General features: G+C 73.1%; 23 protein-coding genes, 1 tRNA gene and 1 riboswitch. Of the genes, 13 read left to right on the top strand and 11 right to left on the bottom strand.

Going from position 1 to position 23,307, the window contains the following annotated elements:
* Nucleotides 1-60 precede the first annotated feature (60 nt).
* The 5 genes from QE405_RS10570 (at nt 61) to QE405_RS10550 (ending at nt 5,171) form a co-directional block, all read left to right on the top strand.
* Nucleotides 61-720 carry a haloacid dehalogenase type II gene (locus tag QE405_RS10570; protein WP_307200471.1) on the top strand — a complete coding sequence of 220 codons (660 nt, stop codon included), beginning with the start codon at nt 61-63 and terminating at the stop codon, nt 718-720.
* Nucleotides 721-836: 116 nt separating this feature from the next.
* Complete coding sequence (locus QE405_RS10565) at nt 837-1,478, top strand: ABC transporter ATP-binding protein (protein ID WP_307200468.1); 642 nt, start codon at nt 837-839, stop codon at nt 1,476-1,478.
* Entirely contained in the window at nt 1,475-3,505 is a 2,031-nt protein-coding gene (locus QE405_RS10560; protein WP_307200466.1) for a hypothetical protein, read from the top strand. Before QE405_RS10565 ends, QE405_RS10560 begins: the two co-directional genes overlap by 4 nt.
* On the top strand, nt 3,480-3,866 hold the full coding sequence (locus QE405_RS10555; RefSeq protein WP_307200465.1) for a hypothetical protein: 387 nt from the start codon (nt 3,480-3,482) through the stop codon (nt 3,864-3,866). Before QE405_RS10560 ends, QE405_RS10555 begins: the two co-directional genes overlap by 26 nt.
* A gap of 102 nt (nt 3,867-3,968) precedes the next feature.
* Nucleotides 3,969-5,171 (top strand): MFS transporter, encoded by a 1,203-nt coding sequence (locus tag QE405_RS10550; RefSeq protein WP_307200463.1) that lies wholly within the window; start codon nt 3,969-3,971, stop codon nt 5,169-5,171.
* Here QE405_RS10550 and QE405_RS10545 read toward each other — a convergent pair.
* Together QE405_RS10545 and QE405_RS10540 are read right to left on the bottom strand one after the other, a co-directional pair.
* Nucleotides 5,165-6,397: a GNAT family N-acetyltransferase gene (locus QE405_RS10545; protein WP_307200461.1), complete on the bottom strand. Its 1,233-nt coding sequence runs from the start codon at nt 6,395-6,397 to the stop codon at nt 5,165-5,167. The two genes, QE405_RS10550 and QE405_RS10545, sit on opposite strands and share 7 nt — an antisense overlap.
* Nucleotides 6,398-6,406: 9 nt before the next feature.
* Entirely contained in the window at nt 6,407-7,666 is a 1,260-nt protein-coding gene (locus QE405_RS10540) for a DUF4032 domain-containing protein (protein ID WP_307200459.1), read from the bottom strand.
* Between the two features lie 84 nt (nt 7,667-7,750).
* Here QE405_RS10540 and QE405_RS10535 point away from each other — a divergent pair.
* A tRNA-Thr gene (locus tag QE405_RS10535) sits at nt 7,751-7,823 on the top strand.
* 39 nt (nt 7,824-7,862) lie between these two features.
* On the opposite strand, the gene QE405_RS10530 is transcribed toward QE405_RS10535, so the two are convergent.
* The 3 genes from QE405_RS10530 to QE405_RS10520 form a co-directional block, all read right to left on the bottom strand.
* Nucleotides 7,863-8,843 carry a pirin family protein gene (locus QE405_RS10530; protein ID WP_307200457.1) on the bottom strand — a complete coding sequence of 327 codons (981 nt, stop codon included), beginning with the start codon at nt 8,841-8,843 and terminating at the stop codon, nt 7,863-7,865.
* 139 nt (nt 8,844-8,982) lie between these two features.
* On the bottom strand, nt 8,983-9,864 hold the full coding sequence (gene pdxY / locus QE405_RS10525) for a pyridoxal kinase PdxY (protein WP_307200455.1): 882 nt from the start codon (nt 9,862-9,864) through the stop codon (nt 8,983-8,985).
* Between the two features lie 49 nt (nt 9,865-9,913).
* On the bottom strand, nt 9,914-10,702 hold the full coding sequence (locus tag QE405_RS10520; RefSeq protein ID WP_307200453.1) for a dioxygenase family protein: 789 nt from the start codon (nt 10,700-10,702) through the stop codon (nt 9,914-9,916).
* A 113-nt stretch (nt 10,703-10,815) separates the two neighbouring features.
* Here QE405_RS10520 and QE405_RS10515 point away from each other — a divergent pair, with 113 nt between their 5' ends.
* Nucleotides 10,816-11,295, top strand: coding sequence for a MarR family winged helix-turn-helix transcriptional regulator (locus QE405_RS10515; RefSeq protein ID WP_307200450.1), 480 nt, complete (start codon nt 10,816-10,818; stop codon nt 11,293-11,295).
* 281 nt (nt 11,296-11,576) lie between these two features.
* On the opposite strand, the gene QE405_RS10510 is transcribed toward QE405_RS10515, so the two are convergent.
* Together QE405_RS10510 and QE405_RS10505 are read right to left on the bottom strand one after the other, a co-directional pair.
* On the bottom strand, nt 11,577-12,275 hold the full coding sequence (locus tag QE405_RS10510) for a uracil-DNA glycosylase (protein WP_307200448.1): 699 nt from the start codon (nt 12,273-12,275) through the stop codon (nt 11,577-11,579).
* A gap of 7 nt (nt 12,276-12,282) precedes the next feature.
* Nucleotides 12,283-13,500: an NAD(P)/FAD-dependent oxidoreductase gene (locus QE405_RS10505; RefSeq protein ID WP_307200445.1), complete on the bottom strand. Its 1,218-nt coding sequence runs from the start codon at nt 13,498-13,500 to the stop codon at nt 12,283-12,285.
* A 102-nt stretch (nt 13,501-13,602) separates the two neighbouring features.
* On the opposite strand from QE405_RS10505, the gene QE405_RS10500 reads away from it, so the two are divergent.
* The gene (locus tag QE405_RS10500) at nt 13,603-13,947 is read left to right on the top strand and encodes a hypothetical protein (protein WP_307200444.1); all 345 of its coding nucleotides are present in this window, start codon (nt 13,603-13,605) and stop codon (nt 13,945-13,947) included.
* A 30-nt stretch (nt 13,948-13,977) separates the two neighbouring features.
* Here the strand turns inward: QE405_RS10500 and QE405_RS10495 are convergent, their stop codons facing one another.
* The 4 genes from QE405_RS10495 to QE405_RS10480 are packed head-to-tail and all read right to left on the bottom strand — an operon-like array spanning nt 13,978 to nt 19,472.
* On the bottom strand, nt 13,978-15,411 hold the full coding sequence (locus tag QE405_RS10495) for a pyridoxal phosphate-dependent decarboxylase family protein (protein WP_307200442.1): 1,434 nt from the start codon (nt 15,409-15,411) through the stop codon (nt 13,978-13,980).
* Nucleotides 15,408-16,772 (bottom strand): MFS transporter, encoded by a 1,365-nt coding sequence (locus tag QE405_RS10490; RefSeq protein ID WP_307200440.1) that lies wholly within the window; start codon nt 16,770-16,772, stop codon nt 15,408-15,410. The genes QE405_RS10495 and QE405_RS10490 overlap by 4 nt, the downstream gene beginning before the upstream one ends.
* A complete protein-coding gene (locus QE405_RS10485) occupies nt 16,759-17,973 on the bottom strand; it encodes an alpha/beta fold hydrolase (RefSeq protein WP_307200438.1) in 1,215 nt (404 codons plus the stop codon). Before QE405_RS10485 ends, QE405_RS10490 begins: the two co-directional genes overlap by 14 nt.
* 56 nt (nt 17,974-18,029) lie before the next feature.
* Nucleotides 18,030-19,472 carry an alpha,alpha-trehalose-phosphate synthase (UDP-forming) gene (locus QE405_RS10480; RefSeq protein WP_307200436.1) on the bottom strand — a complete coding sequence of 481 codons (1,443 nt, stop codon included), beginning with the start codon at nt 19,470-19,472 and terminating at the stop codon, nt 18,030-18,032.
* A gap of 153 nt (nt 19,473-19,625) precedes the next feature.
* Between QE405_RS10480 and QE405_RS10475 the strand changes: the two genes are divergently transcribed.
* The 5 genes from QE405_RS10475 to QE405_RS10455 all read left to right on the top strand — a co-directional run bounded on the left by QE405_RS10475 (nt 19,626) and on the right by QE405_RS10455 (nt 23,282).
* Nucleotides 19,626-19,928, top strand: a complete 303-nt coding sequence (locus tag QE405_RS10475; RefSeq protein WP_307200434.1) for a DUF3263 domain-containing protein — start codon at nt 19,626-19,628, stop codon at nt 19,926-19,928.
* Nucleotides 19,925-20,464, top strand: a complete 540-nt coding sequence (locus QE405_RS10470; protein ID WP_307200432.1) for a LytR C-terminal domain-containing protein — start codon at nt 19,925-19,927, stop codon at nt 20,462-20,464. Before QE405_RS10475 ends, QE405_RS10470 begins: the two co-directional genes overlap by 4 nt.
* A 76-nt stretch (nt 20,465-20,540) precedes the next feature.
* Nucleotides 20,541-21,386: a trehalose-phosphatase gene (gene otsB, locus QE405_RS10465; protein ID WP_307200430.1), complete on the top strand. Its 846-nt coding sequence runs from the start codon at nt 20,541-20,543 to the stop codon at nt 21,384-21,386.
* A gap of 135 nt (nt 21,387-21,521) precedes the next feature.
* Nucleotides 21,522-21,659: riboswitch (SAM riboswitch) on the top strand.
* A 9-nt stretch (nt 21,660-21,668) separates the two neighbouring features.
* Nucleotides 21,669-22,973 carry a threonine synthase gene (thrC, locus tag QE405_RS10460; RefSeq protein ID WP_307200427.1) on the top strand — a complete coding sequence of 435 codons (1,305 nt, stop codon included), beginning with the start codon at nt 21,669-21,671 and terminating at the stop codon, nt 22,971-22,973.
* Nucleotides 22,974-23,006: 33 nt separating this feature from the next.
* Nucleotides 23,007-23,282 (top strand): MoaD/ThiS family protein, encoded by a 276-nt coding sequence (locus QE405_RS10455; RefSeq protein ID WP_307200425.1) that lies wholly within the window; start codon nt 23,007-23,009, stop codon nt 23,280-23,282.
* Nucleotides 23,283-23,307 lie beyond the last annotated feature (25 nt).

Below are 23,307 nucleotides of genomic sequence, written 5' to 3'. Positions count from 1 at the left end.
GTCAATATGGTCTTTCTCTAGCGAGATCGCCGGCTACTGGCTGGCCGGTAGCGTGCCGAGATGGCCCACTTCGTGCTCGACGTCAACGAGACGCTCTCCGACATGACGCCCCTCGGGACGGTGCTGAGCGAGCACGGCGCGCCCGCCGAGCTGGCGCGCACGTGGTTCGCCTCGGTGCTGCGCGACGGTTTCGCGCTCTCGATCCGCGGCCGCGCGCCGGGCTTCCTCGCGCTCGGTAGGGAGGTGCTCACGCACCTCCTCGCCGACGTCGACGGTCTCGACGCTCCGCCGTCGGCGGTCGTCGACGACGTCCTCGGTGCCCTGGGCAGTCTCGCGGTGCACCCCGACGTCGCGCCCGGCATCACCGCCCTGACCGACGCCGGGCACACGGTCAGCCTCTTCACGAACGGCGCCGCCGCCTCGGCCTCGGGGCTCGTGGAGCGGGCCGGGATCCGCGACCGCATCAGCCACGTCCTGAGCGTGGAGGACCTGTCGGTGTGGAAGCCGCACCCCGCGGCTTACGCCCACGCCGTCGACCGGATCGGCACACTGGCGGGGGAGCTGACGATGGTGGCGGTGCATCCGTGGGACCTCGACGGTGCTGCGTCGGCGGGCATGCGGACGGTGTGGATCGATCGGGGCGGGCGCGCCTGGCCCTCGTCGTTCCGGGCGCCCGACGCGCGCGCCACGAGCTTCACGGCGCTGGCGGCGGGCGGGTAGCGGACGCCTCGAGGGCGCACGGGCGTGGGGCAAGGTTGACTGTGTCGTTGACGTTCTGATCCGACGATCGCCATGATGCTTGCGGGCTGGATCAACGAGCGACGGGGGAGTCGGCAGTGATCTCGGTGGAGGACCTGACGGTCGCGTACGGCGACGTCACGCCGCTCGACGGCCTGACCGTCGAGCTCGGGCCGGATCCGACGGCCGTCGTGGGGCCGAGCGGAAGCGGCAAGTCCACGCTCCTGCGGGTCATCGCCGGGCTGCAGCGACCGTCATCGGGTCTCGTCGAGATCGACGGCACGCCACCGCGGCAGGCGTCGTGGCGCAGCGGCGGGGATCCCCGGGTCGCGCTCGTCCACCAGGACTACCGGCTGGTCCCCTTCCTCACCGTCGAGGAGAACCTCCGGCTCGCCGCTGAGGTGCGCGGGGAGGACCTCGGCGATGACGAGGTGGGGGAGCGGCTCGCCGCCGTCCGTCTCGAGCACCTCGACCGCGACCGCCTGCCGGGGACGCTGTCGGGCGGGGAGGAGCAGCGTCTCGCCATCGCGCGGGCGCTCGGGCCGGGCGTCAGCGTGTTGCTCGCCGACGAGCCGACAGGAGCGCTCGACGCCGAGAACACCGCGGTCGTCGCCGACCTCTTGGTCAGTCTCGGCGCCACACGGGGCGTCCAGGTCATCCTCGCGACCCACGACGCGAGCGTCGCCGAGCGCGCCGCCGTGGTCTTCCGGGTCGACCAGGGCCGGCTGGTCCGCGGGTGAGGCGCAGCCCGCGTCGCACGCCGCTCACACGCTGGCGGACCGCTCGCCGGCTCGTCGCGTTCCGGTGGCGCACGCTCCTCCTACTTTTCCTCACCGCCGGCGTTCTCACGTTCGCGGCGGTCGGGGTGCTCGCCGTACGCGACTCCTCGGCGCGGGCGGCGACGGACGCGGCGCTGGCCGACCAGGGGAATCGTGCGTATGCCCTGCAGGCGTCGAGCGACGAGGCGTCCGCGCGGCTGGCCGCCGACGACCGCGTCGCGGGTGTGGCCGAGCAGCGCGCGCAGGTCCGTCATGCCGGGGCAGAGGTGAGTGCGGACCTCCGCGTGACGACCGGTTCGTCGCTGCATCTCGGCGTGCTGACGGACGGCCGGTTCCCGACCGATTCCTCGGGGCTCACCCTGTCGACGTACGCCGCGGAGCTCCTGGACGCGGAACCGGGCGACGTCGTGCGGGTCGTCGACCCGACCGAGCCGACGGCGTTCGAGGACCTCGTGCTCACCGGGATCACGATCGACCCGTCCGACCGCGAGGACCTCACGGTGACGCGGGTCGACCCCGACCTGCCAGCGTCCGAGGTGGCGGCGTGGTTCACCGACACGGATCCGTACGGTGCCCTCGGCCTCGGCGCGCAGATCGATGCGGGCAAGATCGGCTACCGGTCGACCGCGAGCGTGGCGGAGGAGGCGGCGGCGTCCACCCCGGTGGCCTTCGCGGACGCGGCCTATGCGGAACCCGGTCTGGCGCTGCTCGTTCTCGTCGTGCTGGGCGGCATCGTCGTCGCCGCGGTGCCGACGACGCGTGCGGACCGCGAGGGGTTGCGCGCGGCCGGATGGTCGGCCGGGCGGGTGTGGCGGCTCTACCGGGGTGTCCTGGTGATGACGACCCTCTCCGGGGTCGCCGTCGGAACCGCGGCCGTCAGCCTGCTCCTCCTGGTGGCGCGGGAGCCGGTGTCGGCCGTCCTCGGCGAGCAGTGGCAGGGGATCGACGTGCCGTGGGTCTGGGTCGTCGTGCTCGCGGGTCTCTGCGTCGTGGCGGTCTGGAGCGGCCGCCTGCTGGGCGGTGCGGCGCGGTCGTTGGGCTCTCTCGCCGGCAGCTCGACCCCGACGCCCCGACGCGTCACCGGTTTCTCGCTGCTCCTGCTCCTCGGCGGCACGACAGTCCTCGCCGTTGCCGGGATCGCGAGCCGCAGCGATCCCCCGGGACAGCTCACCCTCCTCGCTCCGCTCGGCGCGGCGGTGGTGGCAGCAGCCCTGCCCGGGATCGTCCTCCCGCTGGTGCTCGCGCGGGTGCCACCCGCCACCCGCACTCTCTCGCGGCGGGTCACTGGCGGGTTGCACGTCGTCACCGCGGTGGTCGGTGTCGTCTGCGTCCTCGTTGGGTCACGCACTGCGCAGACCACGCACGACACCGTCGTGTTCGAGACGACCTCGTCCGCGCCCCAACCTGCCGGATCCCTCGTCGTGTCGCCGGTCCCGCAGGGCGCCGCGGACGAGCTGGCGAGCGCGTACGCCGCGGCCGGCGGCCGCACGCTCGAGCGCTTCCGGCTGGTCGAGGAGTCTCCGACGTCGATGGTGCGGGTGACCGGGCCGGCTCTCCTGGCCTGCATGGAGGAGGCGGGCACCAGGGACCCCGACGCCGTCGACCCGCTCTGCTTCCGCCAGGACACCTACGCGCCGGTCAACACGGTCGCGATCGGATCGGCCGACCTCGAACGACCGGCCGCCGACCCCGGGCTGCTCGACGACGTGTCCGAGGTCGGGCTGCTGCGCTTCGCCGGTGCCGAGGCCACGCCGGCGGGGACGGTCGAGGCCGATCCCGAGGACGGTCTCGGCGGCAACCTGCCGGGACTGGTGCTCCCGCCGGACGATCCACTGCTCGGTGAGCTGGGCCTCCGCGCGGCCGATGCCGAGATGGTGGGTGCTCGTGGACCACGGCACCCTGTCGCCGGAGAGCCGGGCGGAGCTCCGGGCGACCGTCTCCCGGCTCGCACCGACGGCGCAGGTGATCGACGCGTCGGGCAGCAGTGACTACGAGCGCAGTCGTGGCGTCGCTGCGGCGACGAGCCTCGTGGCCGGCGCGCTGGCCCTCGGTCTCGTGCTGCTCGTGGGCCTGTCGGTCGCCACCAGCAACGGCCTGGCCCGCGGTCAGCTCGTCGCCCTTGGCGCGAGCGGGCGCCGCCGCTGGGCTCTCGCCGTCCTGTGGGTCACCGGGACCGGAGCCTGCCTCCTCCTGACCCTGCCGCTCGCATTCCTCGCGGCTTGGCTGACGAGCATCGACGTGGACGCGTCGTACGGCGCGGCGTGGGCCCTGACCGCGCCGCTGGCCGCGCTCGCGTTGCCTGCGGTCGTGGTCGCGCTGGTGCGGGTGCCGGCGGGGAGCGGGGAGTGAGTCGGTGACGGTTGCCCGCCCCCTAACGTCGATGGACGGCGTCCTCAGATCGCGCATCGTGAGTGGCGGCGACGACCGGATCCAAGAGTTGGGACCGCCCGCATGAGGCGCGAGTTCAACCTCCTCTGGACGGCGACCGGCCTCTCGAACCTCGGCGACGGCGTACGCGCGGTCGTCATGCCGCTGCTCGCTGCGTCGCTGACGTCGAACCCGCTCCTCATCGCAATGGTGGCCGTCGTGGAGCGGGTCGCGTGGCTGGCCGCGGCGCTACCCGGCGGTGACCTGGCCGATCGGGTGGACCGGCGGACGGTCCGGGTCGTCCTGGACGTCGTGCGCGGCGTCGTCGTGGCGGTGCTCGTGCTGCTCCTGGCCATCGACCAGCTGTCGCTCGCGCTCCTCGTCGCGATCGCTGCGATCCTGGCGGCTGCCGAGTCGGTGGTGGACTCGTCGTCGATGGCGATCATCCCCGCGACGGTGGATCAGTCCGACCTGGAACGCGCCGGTTCGAGGCTGATGGGCACCGAGCTGGTCGTCGGTTCGATGCTGGGACCTGCCCTGGGAGGACTGCTCTTCGGAGTCGCCGTCACGGCCGCCTTCGGGATCAATGCCGTGACCTTCCTCGCCGCCGCGCTCGTCATGGCACTCAACCCGGGCGCGAGCAACCGCCCGGTGCGCGACCCCGGATCTCCCGGCATGCCCCAACGGGTCCGCGAAGGCATGGCGTGGTTGCTCCGCACGGGCGAGCTCCGCGCCCTCGCCCTGATGTCGACGGCGCTCGGTGCCGCATCGATGGTGTGGACCGCGGTCTTCGTGCTCTACGCGACCGACACCCTCGGGCTCTCGGCACTCGGCTTCAGTGTCCTCGCGATCGTCGCCTCGCTCGGCGGTGTCGCCGGATCGCTCGTAGCGCCTGCACTCGCGAAGCTGCCCCTGCGCTGGACGCTCTTCGCAGCGGTGATGATCTCTGCTGCTGCCCTCGGCGGTTTGGCCGTGACCCGCTCGCCCTGGGTGGCGGCCGTCCTGGTCGCGGTCAGCAACGGAGGCGTGCTCGTCTGGAACGTGTTGACCGTGGCCAAGCGTCAACGACTGGTGCCCGACGCAGTGCTCGGTCGGGTCTCTGCCGGCTACCGGTTCCTGGTCCAGCTCGGCATGCCGCTCGGGGCACTGGCCGGCGGCGGGGTCGCGAAGGCGTACGGACTGCCTGCCGCGTTCGTCGTCGCCGGCGTCATGACGGCGGTCGCCGGAGCCGCTGTTCCGTTCGTCCTGCGCAACGGGGCTGAGGTCGCGTCCGAGGCCCCTCAGTAGTAGTCCCGCACGTGCACCTGCCGCCCGCCGAACCACGCGTCGAGCACCCCGTCGTGCTCGCGCGGCCCCTCCAGCACACCCAGCATCCGCAGGTTCGCGCACGACTGCGCCCCGGCCTGCAGCAGCGACAACCCGTTGACGGTCAACCGCGGCGCCTCGACCCCGGACACGCGCCGTACCGTCGCGACCCCGGACGAGACCGCCAGCTCCCACGTCCCGTCCACCAGCCCCAGCACGTCCCCGGCCACCTCGAACACGGCCGTCCCGTCCACGGGATAGGTCCGCGGCAGCAGCGCCCCGGGCACGTCGAGCACCCGCACCATGTAGGGGTGCGACTTCACGCGCTGCCACGCCAGTGACGGCAGCACGAGGCGCGCCGCGTCCGGGTCGGACGTCTCCAGCCGCACCGACCCGTTGACCGACGAGAACGACGCGACCACCTTCCACAGCGCGCGGGCGGCGTCGCCCGTGAGCGCGACCAGGTCGTCGACCTGGAGGGACTTGTCCGCGCCGTACCCGGCCTCCCGCTCCCACGCGACGTACCCGACCACCCGCCACCCCCCGTCCGGGGCCCGCTCCTCGGCGAGCGTCACGCCCTCGGCGGGGCCGCGCTCCTTGGGCTTCGCGAAGAGCGGGCCGCGGCGGGTGAGAGGGCCGTTCTGCTCGCGGGCCCAGAGGTCGTACGTCGCGGCGATCGCCGGCTCGTCGGCGGGGGTCGCGCGGCGGACGCGCACGGACGGCGCCGGCCGCACCCCGGCCAGGTCGGCGAGCGGCACCTGCACGGTGTCGAGCGCGGTCACGACCTCGTAGCCGAACTTGCGGTAGATGCCCGGCGCCGTCGGGAACAGCCCCGACATCGCGTCACCCCGGTCGGCCGCCTCGCGCAGCGACGACGCGAAGAGCTCCGTCAGCAGCCCGGCGCCGCGGTGCTCGGCGGCCACGACCACGCCGCCGAAGCCGCAGGTCGGGATCGCGGCGCCGCCCCACCACGAGGCGTAGGCGTGGGTGCGCACGCGGGCGACCATCCGGGGGTCACCGGCGTCCTCGGCCGCGTCCTCGAACGTCGCCCACACCGACACCCCGTCGGGCCACGCGCCCGGCTCGGGCATCGGTGGCCGGGGGAGGTGCGCCGGGTAGGGCCCGAACGCCTCGACCCCCAGGGCGAGCGACTGGTCGAGCACCGCCTGCGAGTCGTCGGGACCGAGCCGGCGGGTGTGGAGGGCCATGGGAGGAACCTACGGCTGGTGCACGTCCTCGATCGACTCGGTTTCGGTCGCGACGTCGGGGGTGACGGCCTCCTCCTCGAGGCGCGTGAGCACGTGGTCGACGTAGTCGCGCGCCGCCAGGAAGATGTCGACCTCGTGGCCGGCCTGCTCGGAGAGGTACCACCGGTGCTCCAGCACCTCGTGGAACACCTCCGCCGGCTCGCGCTTGCCACGGCTGTCCGGCGGGATCATGGCCGAGAGCGGCTCGTAGACCTCGGTCATCCACCGGTGCGCCACCAGCGAGCGGTCGGCACCGCCGAGGCCGTGGTGGGCCGTGAAGGCTGCGATGTCGTTGAGCAGGCGCCGCGCCTGGGCGTCCTCCACGTTGAGCCCCGTCAGGGCGCGCAGCTCGCGGCAGTGGTGGCCGGCCTCGACGACCCGGGGCTGGATCTGCACCCGGTCGCCGTCGTAGTCCGTCACGATGTCGAGCTCCTCGACGTCGAAGCCGAGCTCGTTGAGCCGGTCGATGCGCCGCTCGATCCGCCACATCTCGTCGGTCGAGAACTCCTCGGTGCCGGTGAGCTCGGCCCAGAGGGCCTCGTACCGCTCCTGCACCATCCGCACGACCCCGTGGATGTCGACGTCGGCGGCGAGCGACCCGGCCGCCTGCAGGTCGAGCAGCTCGGCGAACACGTTCTGGCAGCCCACCTCGACGTCGTACGCCCGCAGGTTGTCCGAGAGGGGATTGCGCCACTCGCCGGTCTCGGCGTCGACGAGGTACGCCGCGAACCCGCCCGCCGCGCGCCGGAAGAGCACGTTGGAGAGCGACACGTCGCCCCAGTAGAAGTCCGCGAGGTGCAGCCGCGCCAGCAGCACGACCAGCGCGTCGACGAGCGACGGCACGTAGTCCGTGCCGGAGGCGCGCGCGAACAGGCTGCGGTAGGGGAGCGAGAAGCGGAGGTGCTCCGTGAGCAGGGCGGCCGGCAGCTCTTCCCCGTCGGCGGTGGTGCGCCCGGTGACCACCCCCTGCGGTACGACGGCGGGGAGCCCCGCGCGCTGCAGGTCGCGCAGCGTGCGGTGCTCGCGGAACGCCATCGGCTCGACGGTCTCCTTGACCGCCACGATCGGCCCCGGGCCGCGCTTGCCGGGCAGCTGCACGATGCGGACCACGTGGCGCGACAGGCCGCGGGGGAGCGGGACCACGTGCTCGGTCCACTCCTCGAGCGGGGTCGTCCAGGGCAGGGCGAGGAGCGCCGGGTCGGGCCGGCTCGCGACGATGCGAAGTGCCATGGGTTCCTCCGCGCCCGACCCTAGAACATCCGGGGCCGATCAGCCCTCTACGATGCCCGTGCTGCTCGCTCGCCGACGCGGCATGCCGCCTTGGCGCAACTGGTAGCGCAGCGCCCTTGTAATGCGAAGGTTGCGGGTTCGAGTCCCGCAGGCGGCCCTCCTCCTCGTCGTGCCGGCCCTCGGTCGGGCCTCCGCGTCAGCGGATCTCGCCCTGGACCTCGCTGTGCGGCACCGTCGGGATCGTGCCGAGCCGACCCTTGCTGAAGTCCTCGTACGCCTGCAGCACCTCGGCGCGCGTGTTCATGACGAACGGGCCCATCCAGGCGATCGGCTCGCGGATCGGCTGCCCGCCGAGCACGACGACCTCGAGCGCCTCGTGGCGCGACTCCTGCGCGCGGTCGGCGCCGACGGTGACCGTCTCGCCGTGACCGAGCACGGCGAGCTGACCGGTGCGGAGCGGGCGGCGCTTGCTCCCGACGTACCCGTTGCCCGACATCACGTAGACCAGCGCGTTGAAGTCCGTGCGCCAGGGGAGCACGAGCTCGGCGCCCGGCGTGACGGTCGCGTGCACCATCGCCATGGGGGTGTGGGTGCTGCCCGGGCCGCGGATGCCGTCGACCTCGCCGGCGATGACGCGGATGAGCGCGCCGGCGTCGGGGGAGGTGCCGAGGCCGACCTCGCTGGAGCGGAGGTCCTGGTAGTGCGGCGGCAGCCACTTGGCGGCCTTGGGCAGGTTCACCCACAGCTGCAGGCCGTGGAAGACGCCGCCCTGGGTGACGAGCCACTCCGGCGGGGCCTCGATGTGGAGCAGGCCGGAGCCCGCGGTCATCCACTGCGTGTCGCCGTCGGTGATGGAACCGCCGCCGCCGTGGCTGTCCTGGTGGTCCATGACGCCGTCGATCATGTAGGTCACGGTCTCGAAGCCGCGGTGCGGGTGCCAGGGGGTGCCCTTCGGCTCGCCCGGTGCGTACTCCACCTCGCCCATCTGGTCGAGGTGGATGAACGGGTCGAGCTGGCGGGCGTCGACGCCGGCGAAGGCGCGGCGCACGGGGAAGCCCTCGCCCTCGTAGCCCTGCGGGGCGGTGGTCACGCTGACGACCGCGCGGTCCTCGGCTCCGGGGAGCGCCGCGACGGTGCGGGGGAGGACGGTCCAGTCGGGCACGTTCACAGCAGGCATCGGGGGCTCCTCGGCTCGGGTGATCTAGTTGAACATTGAACTAGATGCGAGCGCAAGATGTTCCCGGCTCCGAGTCGTGGCCCCAGAGGGCTGTTTTTCGGAGCGCTGGGGCCACGACTCGGGAGGGGTGCGGGGTGCCTCAGCGCAGCTGACGCGCCTGGAACCGCTCGGGCGGGTTGGCGATCGAGGCCTGGGCGCCGATGAGCTGGATCTCCCGCGTACCGGCCGCGATCGTCGCCTCCAGCACGCTGAAGACGCTCGACGTGGTGCGCTCGAGGGCCACCTGGGGCGAGCGCGTCGTGAGCAGGTGCGCCAGGTAGAGCGCCGAGGTGAGGTCGCCGCAGCCGTTGGGCGCGATGGGGAGCTGGGGGGTCTGCACGGCCCACGCGCCGTCGTCGGAGACGGCGAGCACCTCGAGGGTGCCGGCCGGGGTCTCGTCCGTGATGACGCTGGTGACCAGCACGTCGCGGGGCCCGCGGTCGCGGACGGCGTCGACGGCGTCGAGCACCTCGGCCTCGGTACGCGTGGTGCGGTCCGCGAGGAAGTCGAGCTCGAAGTGGTTCGGCGTCAGGATGTCGGCGTGGGGCACGACGTGGTCGCGCATGTACTCCGGGATGCCGGGCCGCACGAACATCCCGCGGCCGACGTCGCCCATGACGGGGTCGCAGCAGTAGACCGCGGCCGGGTTGAGCTCCTTGACGCGGGCGACGGCGTCGAGGACGACGGCGCCGACGTCCTCCGCGCCCTGGTAACCCGAGAGCACGGCGTCGGCGGTCGCCAGCACGCTGACCGGCTTCCCGTCGGTGCCCGTGACCTCCCGCTCACCGATGCCGGTGATGACGTCCGCGACGTCGCTCGGGGCGAGGAGGGGACCCCGCCACGCGCCGTACCCCGTGTGGTTGGAGAAGTGCACCGTCACCACGGGCCACACCTCGTGACCGAGGCGCTGGAGGGGGAACGTGGCGGCGGAGTTGCCGACGTGGCCGTAGGCGACCGACGACTGGATCGACAGGATCTTCACGGCGAATCATCCTGCCACGCCCGGTCGCCGGGCACCCACGGGTGAGGGGTCAGGCCACCTGGAGGGAGCGCTTGGAGAGGCCCATCCAGAAGCCGTCGATGCGCTGGTCGCCCGGCTCGTCCGCCTTCAGCGCGGCGCCGAGGGTGATGAAGAGGGGCGTGTAGTGCTCGACGGTCGGGTGGGCGTAGGGCATGCCGGGGGCCTTGGAGCGGTACGCCGCGAGCTCGTCCACGTCGCCGCGGGAGAGCGCGTCGGCGGCCCAGAGGTCGAAGTCGACCGACCAGCCCGGCGCCGTCGCGTCGATGCGGAACTCGCGGAGGAACGGCAGGCCGTGGGTGAGGAATCCGGAGCCGATCACGAGCACGCCCTCGTCGCGCAGCGGGCGGAGGCGCTCGCCGAGGGCGAGGAGGCGGTAGGGGTCGTCGGTGGGCAGCGACATCTGCAGGACGGGGATGTCGGCCTCGGGGTACATGATCTTCAGCGGCACCCAGGCGCCGTGGTCGAGGCCCCGTGACGTGTGCTGGTGGACCGGCTCGCCGTCCGGCATCATCGCCGCCACGCGGGCGGCGAGGGCGGAGGCGTCGGGGGTGGCGTACTGCATCTGGTAGTAGTGCGCAGGGAACCCGCCGAAGTCGTAGACGAGCGGCACGCCCGGGCCCGAGGCGCTCAGGCTGACCGGCGCCGACTCCCAGTGCGCGGAGACGATGAGCACGGCCTTCGGTCGCGGCAGGTCCTTCGCCCAGGCCGCCAGCTGGCCCGACCACACCGGGTCGTCGAGGAGCGGCGGCGCGCCGTGGCCGATGTAGAGGGCCGGCATGCGGTCCGACTGCGTGCTCATGGTGGGTCTCCTTGTCGTCGAGAGGATGCTAGGACAACAAGGTTGAAGTTTCAAGCATTCCTGTTCGATCGCACCCGATCGGTACGCCGCGGCCATGGCCTAGGGTGCGCAACGTGTCGGACGCACCCTGGCTCGACGACGACGAGATGGACGCGTGGCTCGCCCTCGTGGGAGTGCTGCTGCGCCTCGGTCCGGCCCTCGACTCCCAGGCCCAGCGCGACGCCGGCATGACCCACTTCGACTACCAGGTGCTCGCGATGCTGTCCGAGGCCCCGGAACGCACGCTGGCGATGAGCGAGCTCGCGCACCGGGTGAACGCCTCCCTCTCGCGGCTCTCCCACGTCGTCAAGAAGCTCGAGCTGCGCGGCTGGATCGTGCGCCGCCCGTCGCCGACCAGCCGCCGGGTCACGGAGTGCACGCTGACGCCGTCGGGCTACGACGTGCTCGTCGACGCCGCCCCGGGCCACGTGCGCGCCGTGCGGCAGCTCGTCTTCGACGGGCTCACCCCGGAACAGGTCCGCCAGCTGACCGCGATCGCGTCGACGATGCGGAGCAACCTCGACGAGTCCGACCTGGGCACGCTCGACGGCTGAGGTCGGGTGGGCGCGGGGGCGCCGTGGGGGAAAGAAAACGCGGACCCGGGGCGCGGCGGGGGGAGCGGTACGGGAAAGAAAACGCGTACCCGGAAAAAGAAAGTGCGCAGCCGGCACGGACGGGTCGAGAAGAGTGCGGGATCCGACCGGCGACACGCCGAGGCCGAGCCGGTCCTCGTCCGCGTTTTCTTTCGCCGCCTCCGGGCGTCGCCGGGCCCGGTCCGCGTTTTCTTTCGCCCGCGGCGGTCCCTCCCCGGGGCGGCCGAGCCCAGCCCGACCCCTCAGTCCGGCAACGCCCAGTCGACCGGCTGGCCGCCCTGCTCCTCGAGCAGCGCGTTGACCTTGGAGAACGGTCGCGACCCGAAGAACCCGCGGCTGGCCGACAACGGGGACGGGTGCACCGACGCGACGGAGGGCACGTCGCCGAGGTGCGGTGCGAGGCCCTGCGCGTCGCGGCCCCAGAGGAGGGCGACGCGGGGTCCACCGCGTCGTACCCACGCCGTGATCGCCGTCGCCGTCACGTGCTCCCAGCCCTGGCCGCGGTGCGATCCGGAGGCGCCGGGGCGCACCGTGAGGCAGCGGTTCAGGAGCATGACGCCCTGGTCGGCCCACGCGGTGAGGTCGCCGTGCGGCGGGGGCGTGAGGCCGAGGTCGTCGTGGAGCTCGCGGTAGATGTTGGCGAGGCTGCGGGGGATCGGTCGCACGTCGCGGGCGACCGCGAAGCTGAGGCCGATGGGGTGGCCCGGGGTGGGGTAGGGATCCTGGCCCACGACGAGCACCCGCACGTCGGCCAGCGGCCGTGCGAACGCCCGGAACACGTGCTCGCCCGCGGGCAGGTAGGGCCGGCCGGCCGCGATCTCCGCGCGGAGGAACTGCCCGAGGGCGGCGACCCGGTCGTCGATCGTCGGGTCGACCTCGCGCATCGCCTCCGCCCAGTCCGCGGCGACGAGGCCCTTCTCCACCAGTCCGTGCAGGCTCACGCCCCGATCATGCCCCGATGCGACCGACCAGCGTCGAGGGGTCCGCGCCGTCGGCGAGGGGCTGCGACGCGAGCACCTCGCGAGCGGCGTCCCGACGCTCCTCGACGTCCCACAGGAGCACGCCGACGACCGCGCGGCCGTCCTCGTCGAGGTAGTAGGCCACCGCCCGCTCGTCGTCGAGGTGGTCCTCGATGATCGGCAGGGACGCGTCGAGCGTGCCGACGGCCTCGAAGCGGGTGCCGAAGACGGCGGAGTAGAAGTACGGCGTGTGGTCGTAGGTCTCGTCACTGCCGGCGAGGATCCGGCCGGCCACGGTGCCCATGGTGGTCGCGTTGTCGACGTGCTCGACGCGGGTGCGGCCGAGGATGCGGTCGGTGTACGTCGCGACGTCACCCGCCGCGTGCACGTCGGCCACGTTGGTGGCCAGGTGGCGGTCGACCTCGATGCTGCCGTCGTCGGCGAGCACGATGCCGGCGTCGCCCGCCAGCTCGCCCGCGGGCTCGATGCCGAGGCCCACCACGACGACGTCCGCGGTCAGCGTCGATCCGTCGTCGAGGACGAGCTCGGCGCCCGTCTCGTCGGCGGTGCCCGAGCTGACCTTCGTGCCGGGGCGGAGCGTGACGCCGCCGTCGACGAAGAGCGTCTCGTAGCGGTGGGCCAGCGTCGGCGGCAGCATCGAGCCGCCCAGCACGTCGTCGGGGTGCACGAGGGTCACCGTGCAGCCGTTCTGCACGAGCGCGGCGGCGATCTCGGAGCCGATGTAGCCGCCGCCCACGACCGCGACGTGCGGGTGGCCCTCCGACAGCCGACGCAGGTGGTGGTAGTCGGTGAGCGTGCGGAAGTAGAGCACCCGCTCGCCCGGGTCGAGCCCGTCGATCTGCCGCGGGCGCCCACCGGTGGCGAACAGCAGCTTCCCGTAGCCGTAGACCTCGCCCGTCCGCGTGCGCACCTCCCGCGCCTCGGGGTCGAGCGCGACGACGGCGTCGTCGAGGCGCAGGGTCGCGCCCGTCTGCTCCTCGGTGTCGAGCGCGGCGTCGTCGAACGTGAAGTCGGGGTCGGTCCACAGCTTCTTCGACAGCGCCGGGCGCGGGAACGGCGCCGTCGGCTCCTCGCCGAGGATCGCGATCGAGGCGTCAGCGTCGAGCTCGCGGATGCCCTTGGCGGCGGCGTCGGCCGCCATCCCGCCGCCGACGATGACGTGGTCGAAGACCCGAGGTGCGTTCATGCCCCTCACGGTGACAGGGGCCCCCAACCCGGCGGCTCGCGTTTGCGCGGACGGCCGTCGGGTACGTCGCGGGCCAGCCCGTCGCCGTACCCAGGAGCCCGCATGGTCGTCTGCCTCAGCAAGCCCCGCCGCATCACCGCCGTCAGCTACCGGCTCGACGACGCCCCGGACTTCGAGACCAGCAAGGGCGGCTACCTCGTGCGCCCGCACAGCTGCGAGGTGAAGTGGTTCAACGGCGCCATCGGGAAGGTCGAGGTCACCGGCAACGTCGTCTCCCGCAAGACCGGGCAGATCGGCAACCGCCTCGCCAGCGAGACCTTCATGATCATCCCCGCCGCGGAGGGCGAAGAGGTGCCGGAGGGCAACCGGTTCGACGGGCCCGACTTCGTCATCGAGATCTACGAGGTGGCCAACGCCCTCGGGGAGACGCCGAGCAGGGACGCCTGAGCCACCGGAGGATCCGACCCACCCCGTGCGTCAGATCGTCCGCACCGGCCGCGCCAGCCGGTCGAGGAACGCCGTCAGCAGCGCCTCGCGCAGCCGCGGGCTCCCGACGTCGAGCAGCGCGTTGATCTCGCCCATCCGCTCGGGCAGGCCCGGACCTTCCTCGCCGCCGACCATGCCGACCGCGGCCAGCAGGCCGTCGAAGTCGGCGTCGGAGAGCGCCGCGGGGTCGAGCGCCTGCACGAACTCCACGATGCCCGGGTCCACCGCGACCGGCCCGCGCTCGACCGCGACGGCCACCGCGGAGCGCAGCGCCGCCAGGAACGCCCCGACGTCCGTCGCCGCGCTCAGCGACAGGTGCAGCGTCGGCGGCTGGCCGGCGAAGGTCAGCTGCGGCTGCGCCAGCCACCCCGCGGCGGCGAGCTCGTCGGCGATGGTGAAGACGTCGCAGGTGCCGTCGGTCGCGACCGTCACCAGGCTCGAGTCCGGCTCGGCGACGAGGTGGAGCCCGTCGATCGCGCGGACCCCCGCGACCAGCGCGTCGACGCCCTCCAGCAGCGTGCGCGTCAGCTCGAGGTAGCCCTCGTCCCCGATCGTGCGCAGCACCGCCCAGGCGCCCGCGAGCGGTCCGCCCGACTTCGTCGACTGCAGCGTCGTGTTGAGCATCGTGTAGCCCGGCCAGTCGGCCGACGCGAAGAACTGCGGGCGCCGCAGCTCCGGCGTCCGGTGCAGCAGCACCGACGTCCCCTTGGGCGCGTACGCGTACTTGTGCAGGTCCACCGAGATGCTCGTGACCCCGGGCACCGCGAACGTCCACGGCGGTACGTCGCGGCCCAGGCGCGCGGCGTACGGCAGCACCCACCCCCCGATGCAGGCGTCGACGTGGCAGCGGGTGCCGTGCTCCGCGGCGATCGCCGCGAGGTCGGTCACGGGGTCGACGACGCCGTGGGCGTACGACGGGGCGCTGGCCACCACGAGCACCGTGCGCTCCGGGTCCGCCTCCACCGCCGCCCGGGTCGCGGCCACGTCGGCCCGGTGGTCCGGTCCGACGGGCACGACGACGGCCTCGACGCCGAAGTAGTGCGCCGCCTTGAGGAACGCGGCGTGCACCGTCGAGGGCAGCACCATCCGGGGCGCCGCCACGTCGGGCCGCGCGTCCCGCGCCCCCTGCACCGCGAGCAGCACCGACTCCGTGCCGCCGGAGGTGACCGTGCCGACCACCGTCTCCGGTGCGCCGAGGAGGTCCGCGGTGAGCCCGACGACCTCGTTCTCCATCGTCAGCGTGCTGGGGAAGGCCGTCGGGTCGAGGCCGTTCGTCGCGGCGTACGCGGCCACCGCCTCCCGCCCGACGCGATCGACCTCGGCGAGGCCGGAGTCGTAGACGTAGGCCAGCGTGCGACCGCCGTGCGTCGGCAGGTCGCCCTGCTGCAGCTCGGCCAGCCGGGCGAGCACCTCGTCGCCGTTCATGCGGGACTCCCTTCGGGGGCGGCCACGGTGGCCGCGTCGAGGCGGTAGCGGCGCAGCCACAGCAGGCTCACGAGCGTGAGCGCCGCGGGCAGGAGCGAGAAGCCGAGCACGATGGCCGTGACGGCGGAGCCGGGCTGGCTGGTGCCGCCGTCCGTGCCCGAGACGTAGCCGCCGAGGGCCAGCACGACGGCGAAGACGCCGGGTCCGAGCGCGAGGCCGAGCGTCTCGCCGGCGGTCCACACGCCCGTGTAGACCCCGGCGCGGTTCTCACCGGTACGCCGCGCGTCGACCGCGGCGGCGTCGGGGAGCATCGCGAGCGGGAAGACCTGGCAGCCGGCGTACCCCACGCCGACGAGCGCGACCGCGCCGTACACGGCCGCTCCCGGCAGCACCTCCGCGCCCACGAGCACGACGGCGCCCGCGGCGAGCAGCAGCGACGCCAGCGTGTAGCCGCGGCGCTTGCCCACCCGCTCGCCGTACGCCGTCCACGCCGGCGTCAGCACGAGCGCCGGTCCGACGAAGCACACGAAGAGCAGCGTCGCCGCGCCCGCGTTCCCGAGCACGTGGCGCGCGACGTAGTCGACCCCCGCCAGCATCGTGCCCGTCGCGAGGGCCTGCAGCAGGAACGTCGTGAGCAGCAGCCGGAAGTCGCGCGCCCGGGCCACGACCCGCAGCTGCTCGCGCAGGCTCCCGACCCCGGCGGCGGGGGCGCGGACGGGCGCGCGCCGCGTGCCGACGTACGCCGCGAGCACGCCCACGGCGATGAGGAGGGCCATCGCGACACCCATGACGCGGTAGCCGTCCCGTCCGCCGACGGCGTCCCGGATCGCGGGTGCGCTCGCCCCGGCCAGCAGGATCGTCAGCGCGAGGAGCGCGACGCGCCACGTCATGAGCCGGGTGCGCTCGTCGTAGGAGTCGGTGATCTCGGCGGGCATGGCGACGTAGGGCACCTGGAAGAAGGCGTACGCCGTCGCGCACGCCAGGAACGCGACGAGCACCCAGACCGCCTCGAGGGCGCGGGAGTCGAAGCCGGGCGAGGCGAAGATGACCGCGAACAGGACGGCGAGCGGGAGACCGGCGCGCAGCAGCCACGGCCGGCGCGGCCCGCGCGGGTCGGTGCTCCGGTCGGTGATGCGGCCGGCGACCGGGTTGAGCACGACGTCCCAGGCCTTGGGGGCGACCACGATGGCGCCGGCCAGCAGCGCCGCGATGCCGAGCTGGTCGGTGAGGTAGGGCAGCAGCATCAGCCCCGGCACCGTGCCGAAGGCGCCCGTCGCGACCGAGCCGCTGCCGTAGCCGATGCGGACCGAGCGGGGGAGCGCCCCGGACACCCCCGCGGGGGAGACCTCAGCCGAAGGCACGCGACGACGCCGATCCGTAGCGGCGGGCGCGGTTGGAGCCGATGCGGTCGGCCCGGGGAGCGCTCGGGGACGAGGGGGCGCCACCCTCGGGACCGGGCCCGTCCACCGGGGTCGGCGTCGACCAGCGGTCGACCCACTCGTCCAGCGCGGTCCACGTGGTCGTGCGGGCCGCGCGACCCGTCAGCATCCCGAGGTGCCCGCCGGGCACGACCTCGAACTGCACCTCGGACGCGTTCGGCAGCAGCGTCGTCAGCGGCTTGACCGCGCTGATCGGCGCGATCCCGTCGTTCGCTCCGGCGAACACGAGCACGGGGCACGTGATCGCGTCGAGCGAGACCTCCGTCGAGCCGTCGGGGGTGTCGAGCTCGAAGACGCCGGAGAGGAGCGCGTTGCCGCGGTACATGCGGTGGTAGAGCTGCCCGAACGACCGGCCCGGGTAGGCGATCATCCCGGCGGTGAACCGGTCCACGGCCTCGATCTGGGCGAGGAACTCCGGGTCGTCGAGGTTCTGCAGGAGCGCCAGCGGCTTGGTGACGAGCTTCTGGAACGCCGAGAGCTGGAACGCCCACCGCACGAGCGGCCGGGGTGCGCCGCCGAAGGCCTGGTAGGCCCGCGTCACGGCCCGCAGCTGCGGGGGCAGCAGGTCGAGGTTGAGCAGCGGGCGCAGCGGCGCGATGAGAGGGACCCGGCTGAGGTCGAAGGGCGACCCGACGACCGACAGGGAGGCGACCGGCAGGTCGGGGTCGTTGGCGACCGTCAGCACGGAGAAGATGCCGCCGAGGCTCCAGCCGACGACGTGCACGGGACGTCCGCCCGCGTGCTCCGACACCTCGCGGATCGCCGTGGGCACGACCTCCGAGATCCAGTGCTCCATCCCGAGGTTGCGGTCGCGGAAGGACACCTGGCCGTACTCCACCAGGTAGGTCGGCCGACCGCCCCGCACCAGGTGCTCGACCAGGGAGCAGCCGCGCCGCAGGTCGAAGCACGTCGCTGGCGCGGCCAGCGGCGTGACGAGCAGGACCGGGTCGCCCGTCTCCGGGGCGGACGGGTCGGGCCGGTAGTGGTAGACCTCGCGCAGCTGCCCGTCGTCGATGAGCACGCGGGGCATCGGACGGAGGTCCGCCAGCCCGCCGTACAGCACCTTGTGGGCCACGTTGCCGGTGGCCGCGACGACCTGGTCGGGCTTCGGGAGGAGGTCCATGGCCCGAAAGGTACTCGCGAGTCACCCGCCGCGGGGAGGGTCCCGCAGGCTGTTCCTCAGGACTTGCGCGCGGGTCGCAGCGGCTTGCCGTGCTCGGGCCGGGTCGCGGAGAGCTCCTCCAGGAAGTGGTCGGCCCAGAAGGCGACGTCCTTCTCCCGCACCGTGCGCCGCATCGCCTTCATGCGGCGGTTGAGGTCCTTGGGGTCGGCCTCGTACGCCGCGAGCAGCGCCTGCTTCATCCCGTTGATGTCGTAGGGGTTGACGAGCCAGGCCTGGCGGAGCTCCTCCGCCGCGCCGGCGAACTCGGAGAGCACGAGCGCCCCGTCGTTGCCGAAGCGGCACGCGACGTACTCCTTGGCCACGAGGTTCATGCCGTCGCGGTAGGGGGTGACGACCATGACGTCGGCCGCGCGGTAGAGCGCGGCCATCTCCTCGCGCGGGTAGGAGGAGTGGAGGTAGGAGATCGCCGGGCGGCCGATGCGGCCGAGGTCGCCGTTGATGCGGCCGACGAGCCGGTCGATCTCGTCGCGGAGGATCCGGTACTGCTCCACCCGCTCGCGCGAGGGCGTGGCGACCTGCACGAAGACAGCGTCCTCGACGCCGAAGTGGCCGTCGGCGATGAGCTCCGAGAAGGCGCGGAGCCGGGCGTAGATGCCCTTCGTGTAGTCGAGCCGGTCGATGCCGAGGAAGATCTTCGCCGGGTTGCCGAGGGCCTCGCGGATGGCGCGGGCGCGGCGCTCCACGCTCTCCGAGCGGGCCAGCTCCTCGAAGCCGGCCGTGTCGATGCTGATGGGGAACGCGGCGGCCTTCACGGTGCGCCCGTCGGGCAGGTAGACGGTGTCGCGGTGCGTCTTGTGGCCGACGCGCTGGCGCACGAGCCGGATGAAGTTCTGCGCCGCGGCCGGCAGCTGGAAGCCGACGAGGTCGGCGCCGAGCAGGCCCTCGAGCACCTGGCGGCGCCACGGGAGCTGCTGGAACAGCTCGCTCGGGGGGAACGGGATGTGCAGGTAGAAGCCGATGCGGAGGTCGGGCCGCAGGTCGCGCAGCATCCGGGGCACGAGCTGCAGCTGGTAGTCCTGCACCCAGACGGTCGCGTTCTCGGAGGCCACCTCGGCCGCCGCCGCCGCGAAGCGCTCGTTGACCTTCACGTAGGAGTCGAACCACTCGCGGTGGAACTCCGGTTTGGCGACCACGTCGTGGTAGAGCGGCCAGAGGGTCGAGTTGGAGAAGCCCTCGTAGAACTCCTCGACCTCCTCGGCGCTGAGGCCCACGGGGACGAGCTGCATCCCGTCCTCGACGAAGGGCTCGAGGTCGTCGTGGCCCGCGACGCCGGGCCACCCGATCCACGCGCCGTCCCCCGCCCGCATCACCGGTTCGAGGGCGCTGACCAGCCCGCCGGGGGAGCGACGCCAGCCGCGGCTGCCGTCGGGATTGGTCGTGCGGTCGACGGGAAGTCGGTTCGCGACGATGACCAGGTCTGCCGTGCCGGTGCGAGCCACGACGTCCACCCTAGTGCGTCGCGGGAGACACGGCGCCACGCCGCGCAGCGAATGACACCGCTGTGATTCGGCGCGTACGATCGAGGGCGATGTCACCCGCCGGGGCGTCCGGAAGCCGCTGGCGGGACCGTATCCTCCGAGGGAGTCCTGACCATGGATGCCGCGAACGCCGTCGCCGCCGCTGCGCGGAACACCCCCGGGAGCACTGCCTTGTCCGAGCGCGACCTCGACATCCTCGAGTTCGAGCGGCACTGGTGGAAGTACGCGGGGGCCAAGGAGCAGGCGATCCGCGAGAAGTTCGCGATGAGCTCGACGCGCTACTACCAGGTGCTCAACGCGCTCATCGACTCTCCCGACGCCCTGGCCGCCGACCCGCTGCTCGTCCGTCGCCTGCGCCGCCTCCGGGCCGCGCGGCAGCGGCAGCGCTCGGCCCGCCGCCTCGGGTTCGACGCGTGAGGCCCCCGATGTCGCAGCGCGCGGGCGCGCGCCGTACCGGGGACCAGCGGGGCGCCGCCTACCCGGCCCCCCTCGTCGCGCTGAGCGTCGTCGCGGTGGTGATGGCCGGACTGGCGTTCGCCTTCACCGGGGGCGACGACGGCGACGAGGAGATCCGTTCGGCCGCGGCGCCCGCCGCGACCTCGACCACCGAGCCCCCCGCGACGGAGGAGCCCGAGCCCACGGCGCCGCCGACGACGGAGGAGCCCGAGATCGACAAGTCCCAGACGGTCGTGGAGGTCTACAACAACTCCGGCATCAGCGGCCTGGCGTCGCGCACGGGGGAGACCGCCTCGGCGGCCGGCTGGCAGGTCGTCGGCTCCGACAACTGGGTGGGCACGATCCCGAGCTCGACGGTCTACTACCCCGAGCGCCTCGAGGCGCAGGCCCAGCTGCTCGCCGAGGACCTCGGCATCGCGCGCCTCATGCCCGCCGTCGACCCGATGCGGGGCGACCGCCTGACCGTGATCCTCACGTCGGACTACTCCGCCTCCTGAGACCTGGCTCACCGCTGAGCCGTCACCCTGACCGTCCGTGCGGCGGATGGGCGCCGCGCGTGCTTCGATAGGCGTCATGCAGTTCACCTCGGCGGAGGCAGCGCGCCGCTACGACGAGCTCGTGCACGTGGCCGCGCGGTCCGTGATCGCGCTCGACTTCGACGGCACCCTGTCGCCGATCGTCGACGACCCCGCCGCCGCGCACATCCACGACGAGGCCCCCGGGGTGCTCGTCGACCTCGCCGTCCACGTGCGTGCGCTCGCGGTCGTGACCGGCCGTCCCGCGCGCCAGGTGCTGGCCCTCGGCGGCCTCGACGAGGTGGGCGAGCTGGTGCACGACGCGGGCAGCGACCTCTACGTCTTCGGTCAGTACGGCAACGAGCGCTGGGACACCCAGGACCGCCGCGTGCGCTCCCCGCGCCCGCCGCAGGGGCTGTCGTCGTTCCTCCTGGGTCTGCCGAAGGTGCTGCGCACCGCCAAGGCCGAGGACGCGTACGTCGAGGAGAAGGGCCTCGCGATCGCCGTGCACACCCGGCGGCTGGAGGACCCGCAGGCCGCGTACGACCGGTTGCTGCCCCTCGTCACCGAGCTGGCCGCCGCCCACGACCTCGGCGTCGAGCCGGGCCGCAACGTCATCGAGGTGCGCTCGCCCGGCATGCACAAGGGGGAGGCCGTGAAGGTCCTCGTGCGCGAGACGCGGGCCGGTGGCTTCCTCTTCGGCGGTGACGACCTCGGCGACGTCGAGGCCTTCCACGCCGTCGCCGAGCTCCGCCGCCAGGGCCTCCCGACGCTCCTGGTGGCCTCGGCCTCCGAGGAGGAGAGCGCGCTCGCCGACCTGGCGGACGTCGTCGTCGAGGGCCCCGACGGGGTGCTCGACCTGCTGCGCCGCCTCACAGCCGACGCCGCCTCCGTGCGCACCTGACACGCGGCGTACCCGCTCCTCCCCGCTCCGCCGGGGCGGAGCCTGCCCATCGCGTGTCTCATGATGTGGCGCATCGTCCTACATCGTGGGACTGCGATTAGGACCCCGCGGCGGCGTCCTCCTAACCTGCTGCACAGCTCATCGAGAGGGACTGAGGGAACGGCCCGACGACGTCCCGGCAACCGCCACGAACTCCCCGTCGCACCACTGCGGCGGTCGTGGAAACGGTGCCAAATCCGCCCACGGCGACCGTCGCCGCGGGGAAGATGAGGAGGAGGACTCATGAGCACGTCTGTCGTCGAGACCAGCCCCGCCCCCGCCGAGGACGCCGGGGCCACGCCTGGCCACGGTCTCCGGGAGGGCGCGTTCGGCAACGCCACGGCCCTCGCCTGCCGCGAGTGCGGCCACCAGGTGGACCTCGGTCCCTTCTACGCCTGTCCCGAGTGCTTCGGTCCCCTCGAGGTCGCCTACGAGTTCCCCGCGGTGACCCGCGCCGAGATCGAGGCCGGCCCGCGCAACATCTGGCGCTACAAGGCGCTGCTGCCGGTGCCCGCCGACATCGAGACCAGCCCCAACACCGAGCCCGGGTTCACCCGGCTGCTCGAGGCGACGAACCTCGCCGCCACGCTCGGCCTCGAGAAGCTGTGGGTGAAGGACGACTCGACCAACCCCACGAACTCCTTCAAGGACCGCGTCGTCGCCTGCGCGCTGAGCGCCGCCCGCGAGCTCGGCAGCCGCGTCTTCGCCTGCCCCTCGACCGGCAACCTGGCCAACGCCGTCGCCGCCGCCGGTGCGCGCGCCGGCATCAAGACCGTGGTCTTCATCCCGAGCAACCTCGAGACGCCGAAGGTCGTCAACTCGGCCGTCTTCACCGACTCGCTCGTCGCGGTCGAGGGCAACTACGACGACGTCAACAAGCTCGCCTCCGAGATCGCGGGGGAGGAGGACGGCTGGGCGTTCGTCAACGTCAACGTGCGGCCGTTCTACGCCGAGGGCTCCAAGACGCTCGGCTACGAGATCGCCGAGCAGCTCGGCTGGCGCCTGCCCGACCAGGTCGTCATCCCCGTCGCCTCGGGCTCGCAGCTCACCAAGGTCGACAAGGCGTTCCAGGAGCTCATCAAGCTGGGTCTCGTCGAGGACAAGCCCTACAAGATCTTCGGCGCGCAGGCCACGGGCTGCTCGCCCGTGTCGGCCGCGTTCAAGGACGGCAAGAAGGTCGTCCGCCCGGTCAAGCCCGACACCATCGCGAAGTCGCTCGCCATCGGCAACCCGGCGGACGGCCCCTACGTGCTCGACGTCTGCCGCCGCACCGGCGGTGTCGTCGAGGACATCAGCGACGACGAGGTGCGCGAGGCGATCGTGCTGCTCGCCCGCACCGAGGGCATCTTCACGGAGACCGCGGGCGGCACCACCGTCGGCGTCCTCAAGAAGCTCGTCGAGACCGGCCAGCTCGACACGTCCCTCGAGACCGTCGTCATCAACACCGGCCACGGCCTCAAGACGCTCGACGCCGTCGCCGACCGCGTCGCTCCCGCCGCGACCATCGCGCCGACGTACGCCGCGTTCGCCGCCACCGGTCTCGCCTGACCGTCCCCCTCCCGCCGAAGCCGAGGAACTCCCGTGTCGATCTCCGTCCGCATCCCGACCATCCTGCGCACCTACACGGGCGGCGCGTCCGAGGTCGAGGCCTCCGGGGCCACCCTGGCCCAGGTCATCGACGACCTCGAGGCCAGCCACCCCGGCATCAAGGCACGCGTGCTCGACGACGACGGCGACCTGCGCCGCTTCGTCAACGTGTACGTCGGCAACGAGGACGTGCGGTTCCTCGACGACCTCGCGACCCCGACCGCCCCCGGCACCCAGGTCTCGATCATCCCGGCCGTCGCCGGGGGCTGATCCGGGCCGACACTTTCCCCGGTCG

Origin of the sequence: Nocardioides zeae, assembly GCF_030818655.1 — a bacterium.
In the GTDB taxonomy this organism is placed as follows: Bacteria; Actinomycetota; Actinomycetes; order Propionibacteriales; family Nocardioidaceae; genus Nocardioides; species Nocardioides zeae_A.
The sequence above is the reverse complement of the archived record's forward strand: the minus strand, read 5'-3'. Positions and strand labels throughout refer to the sequence as shown.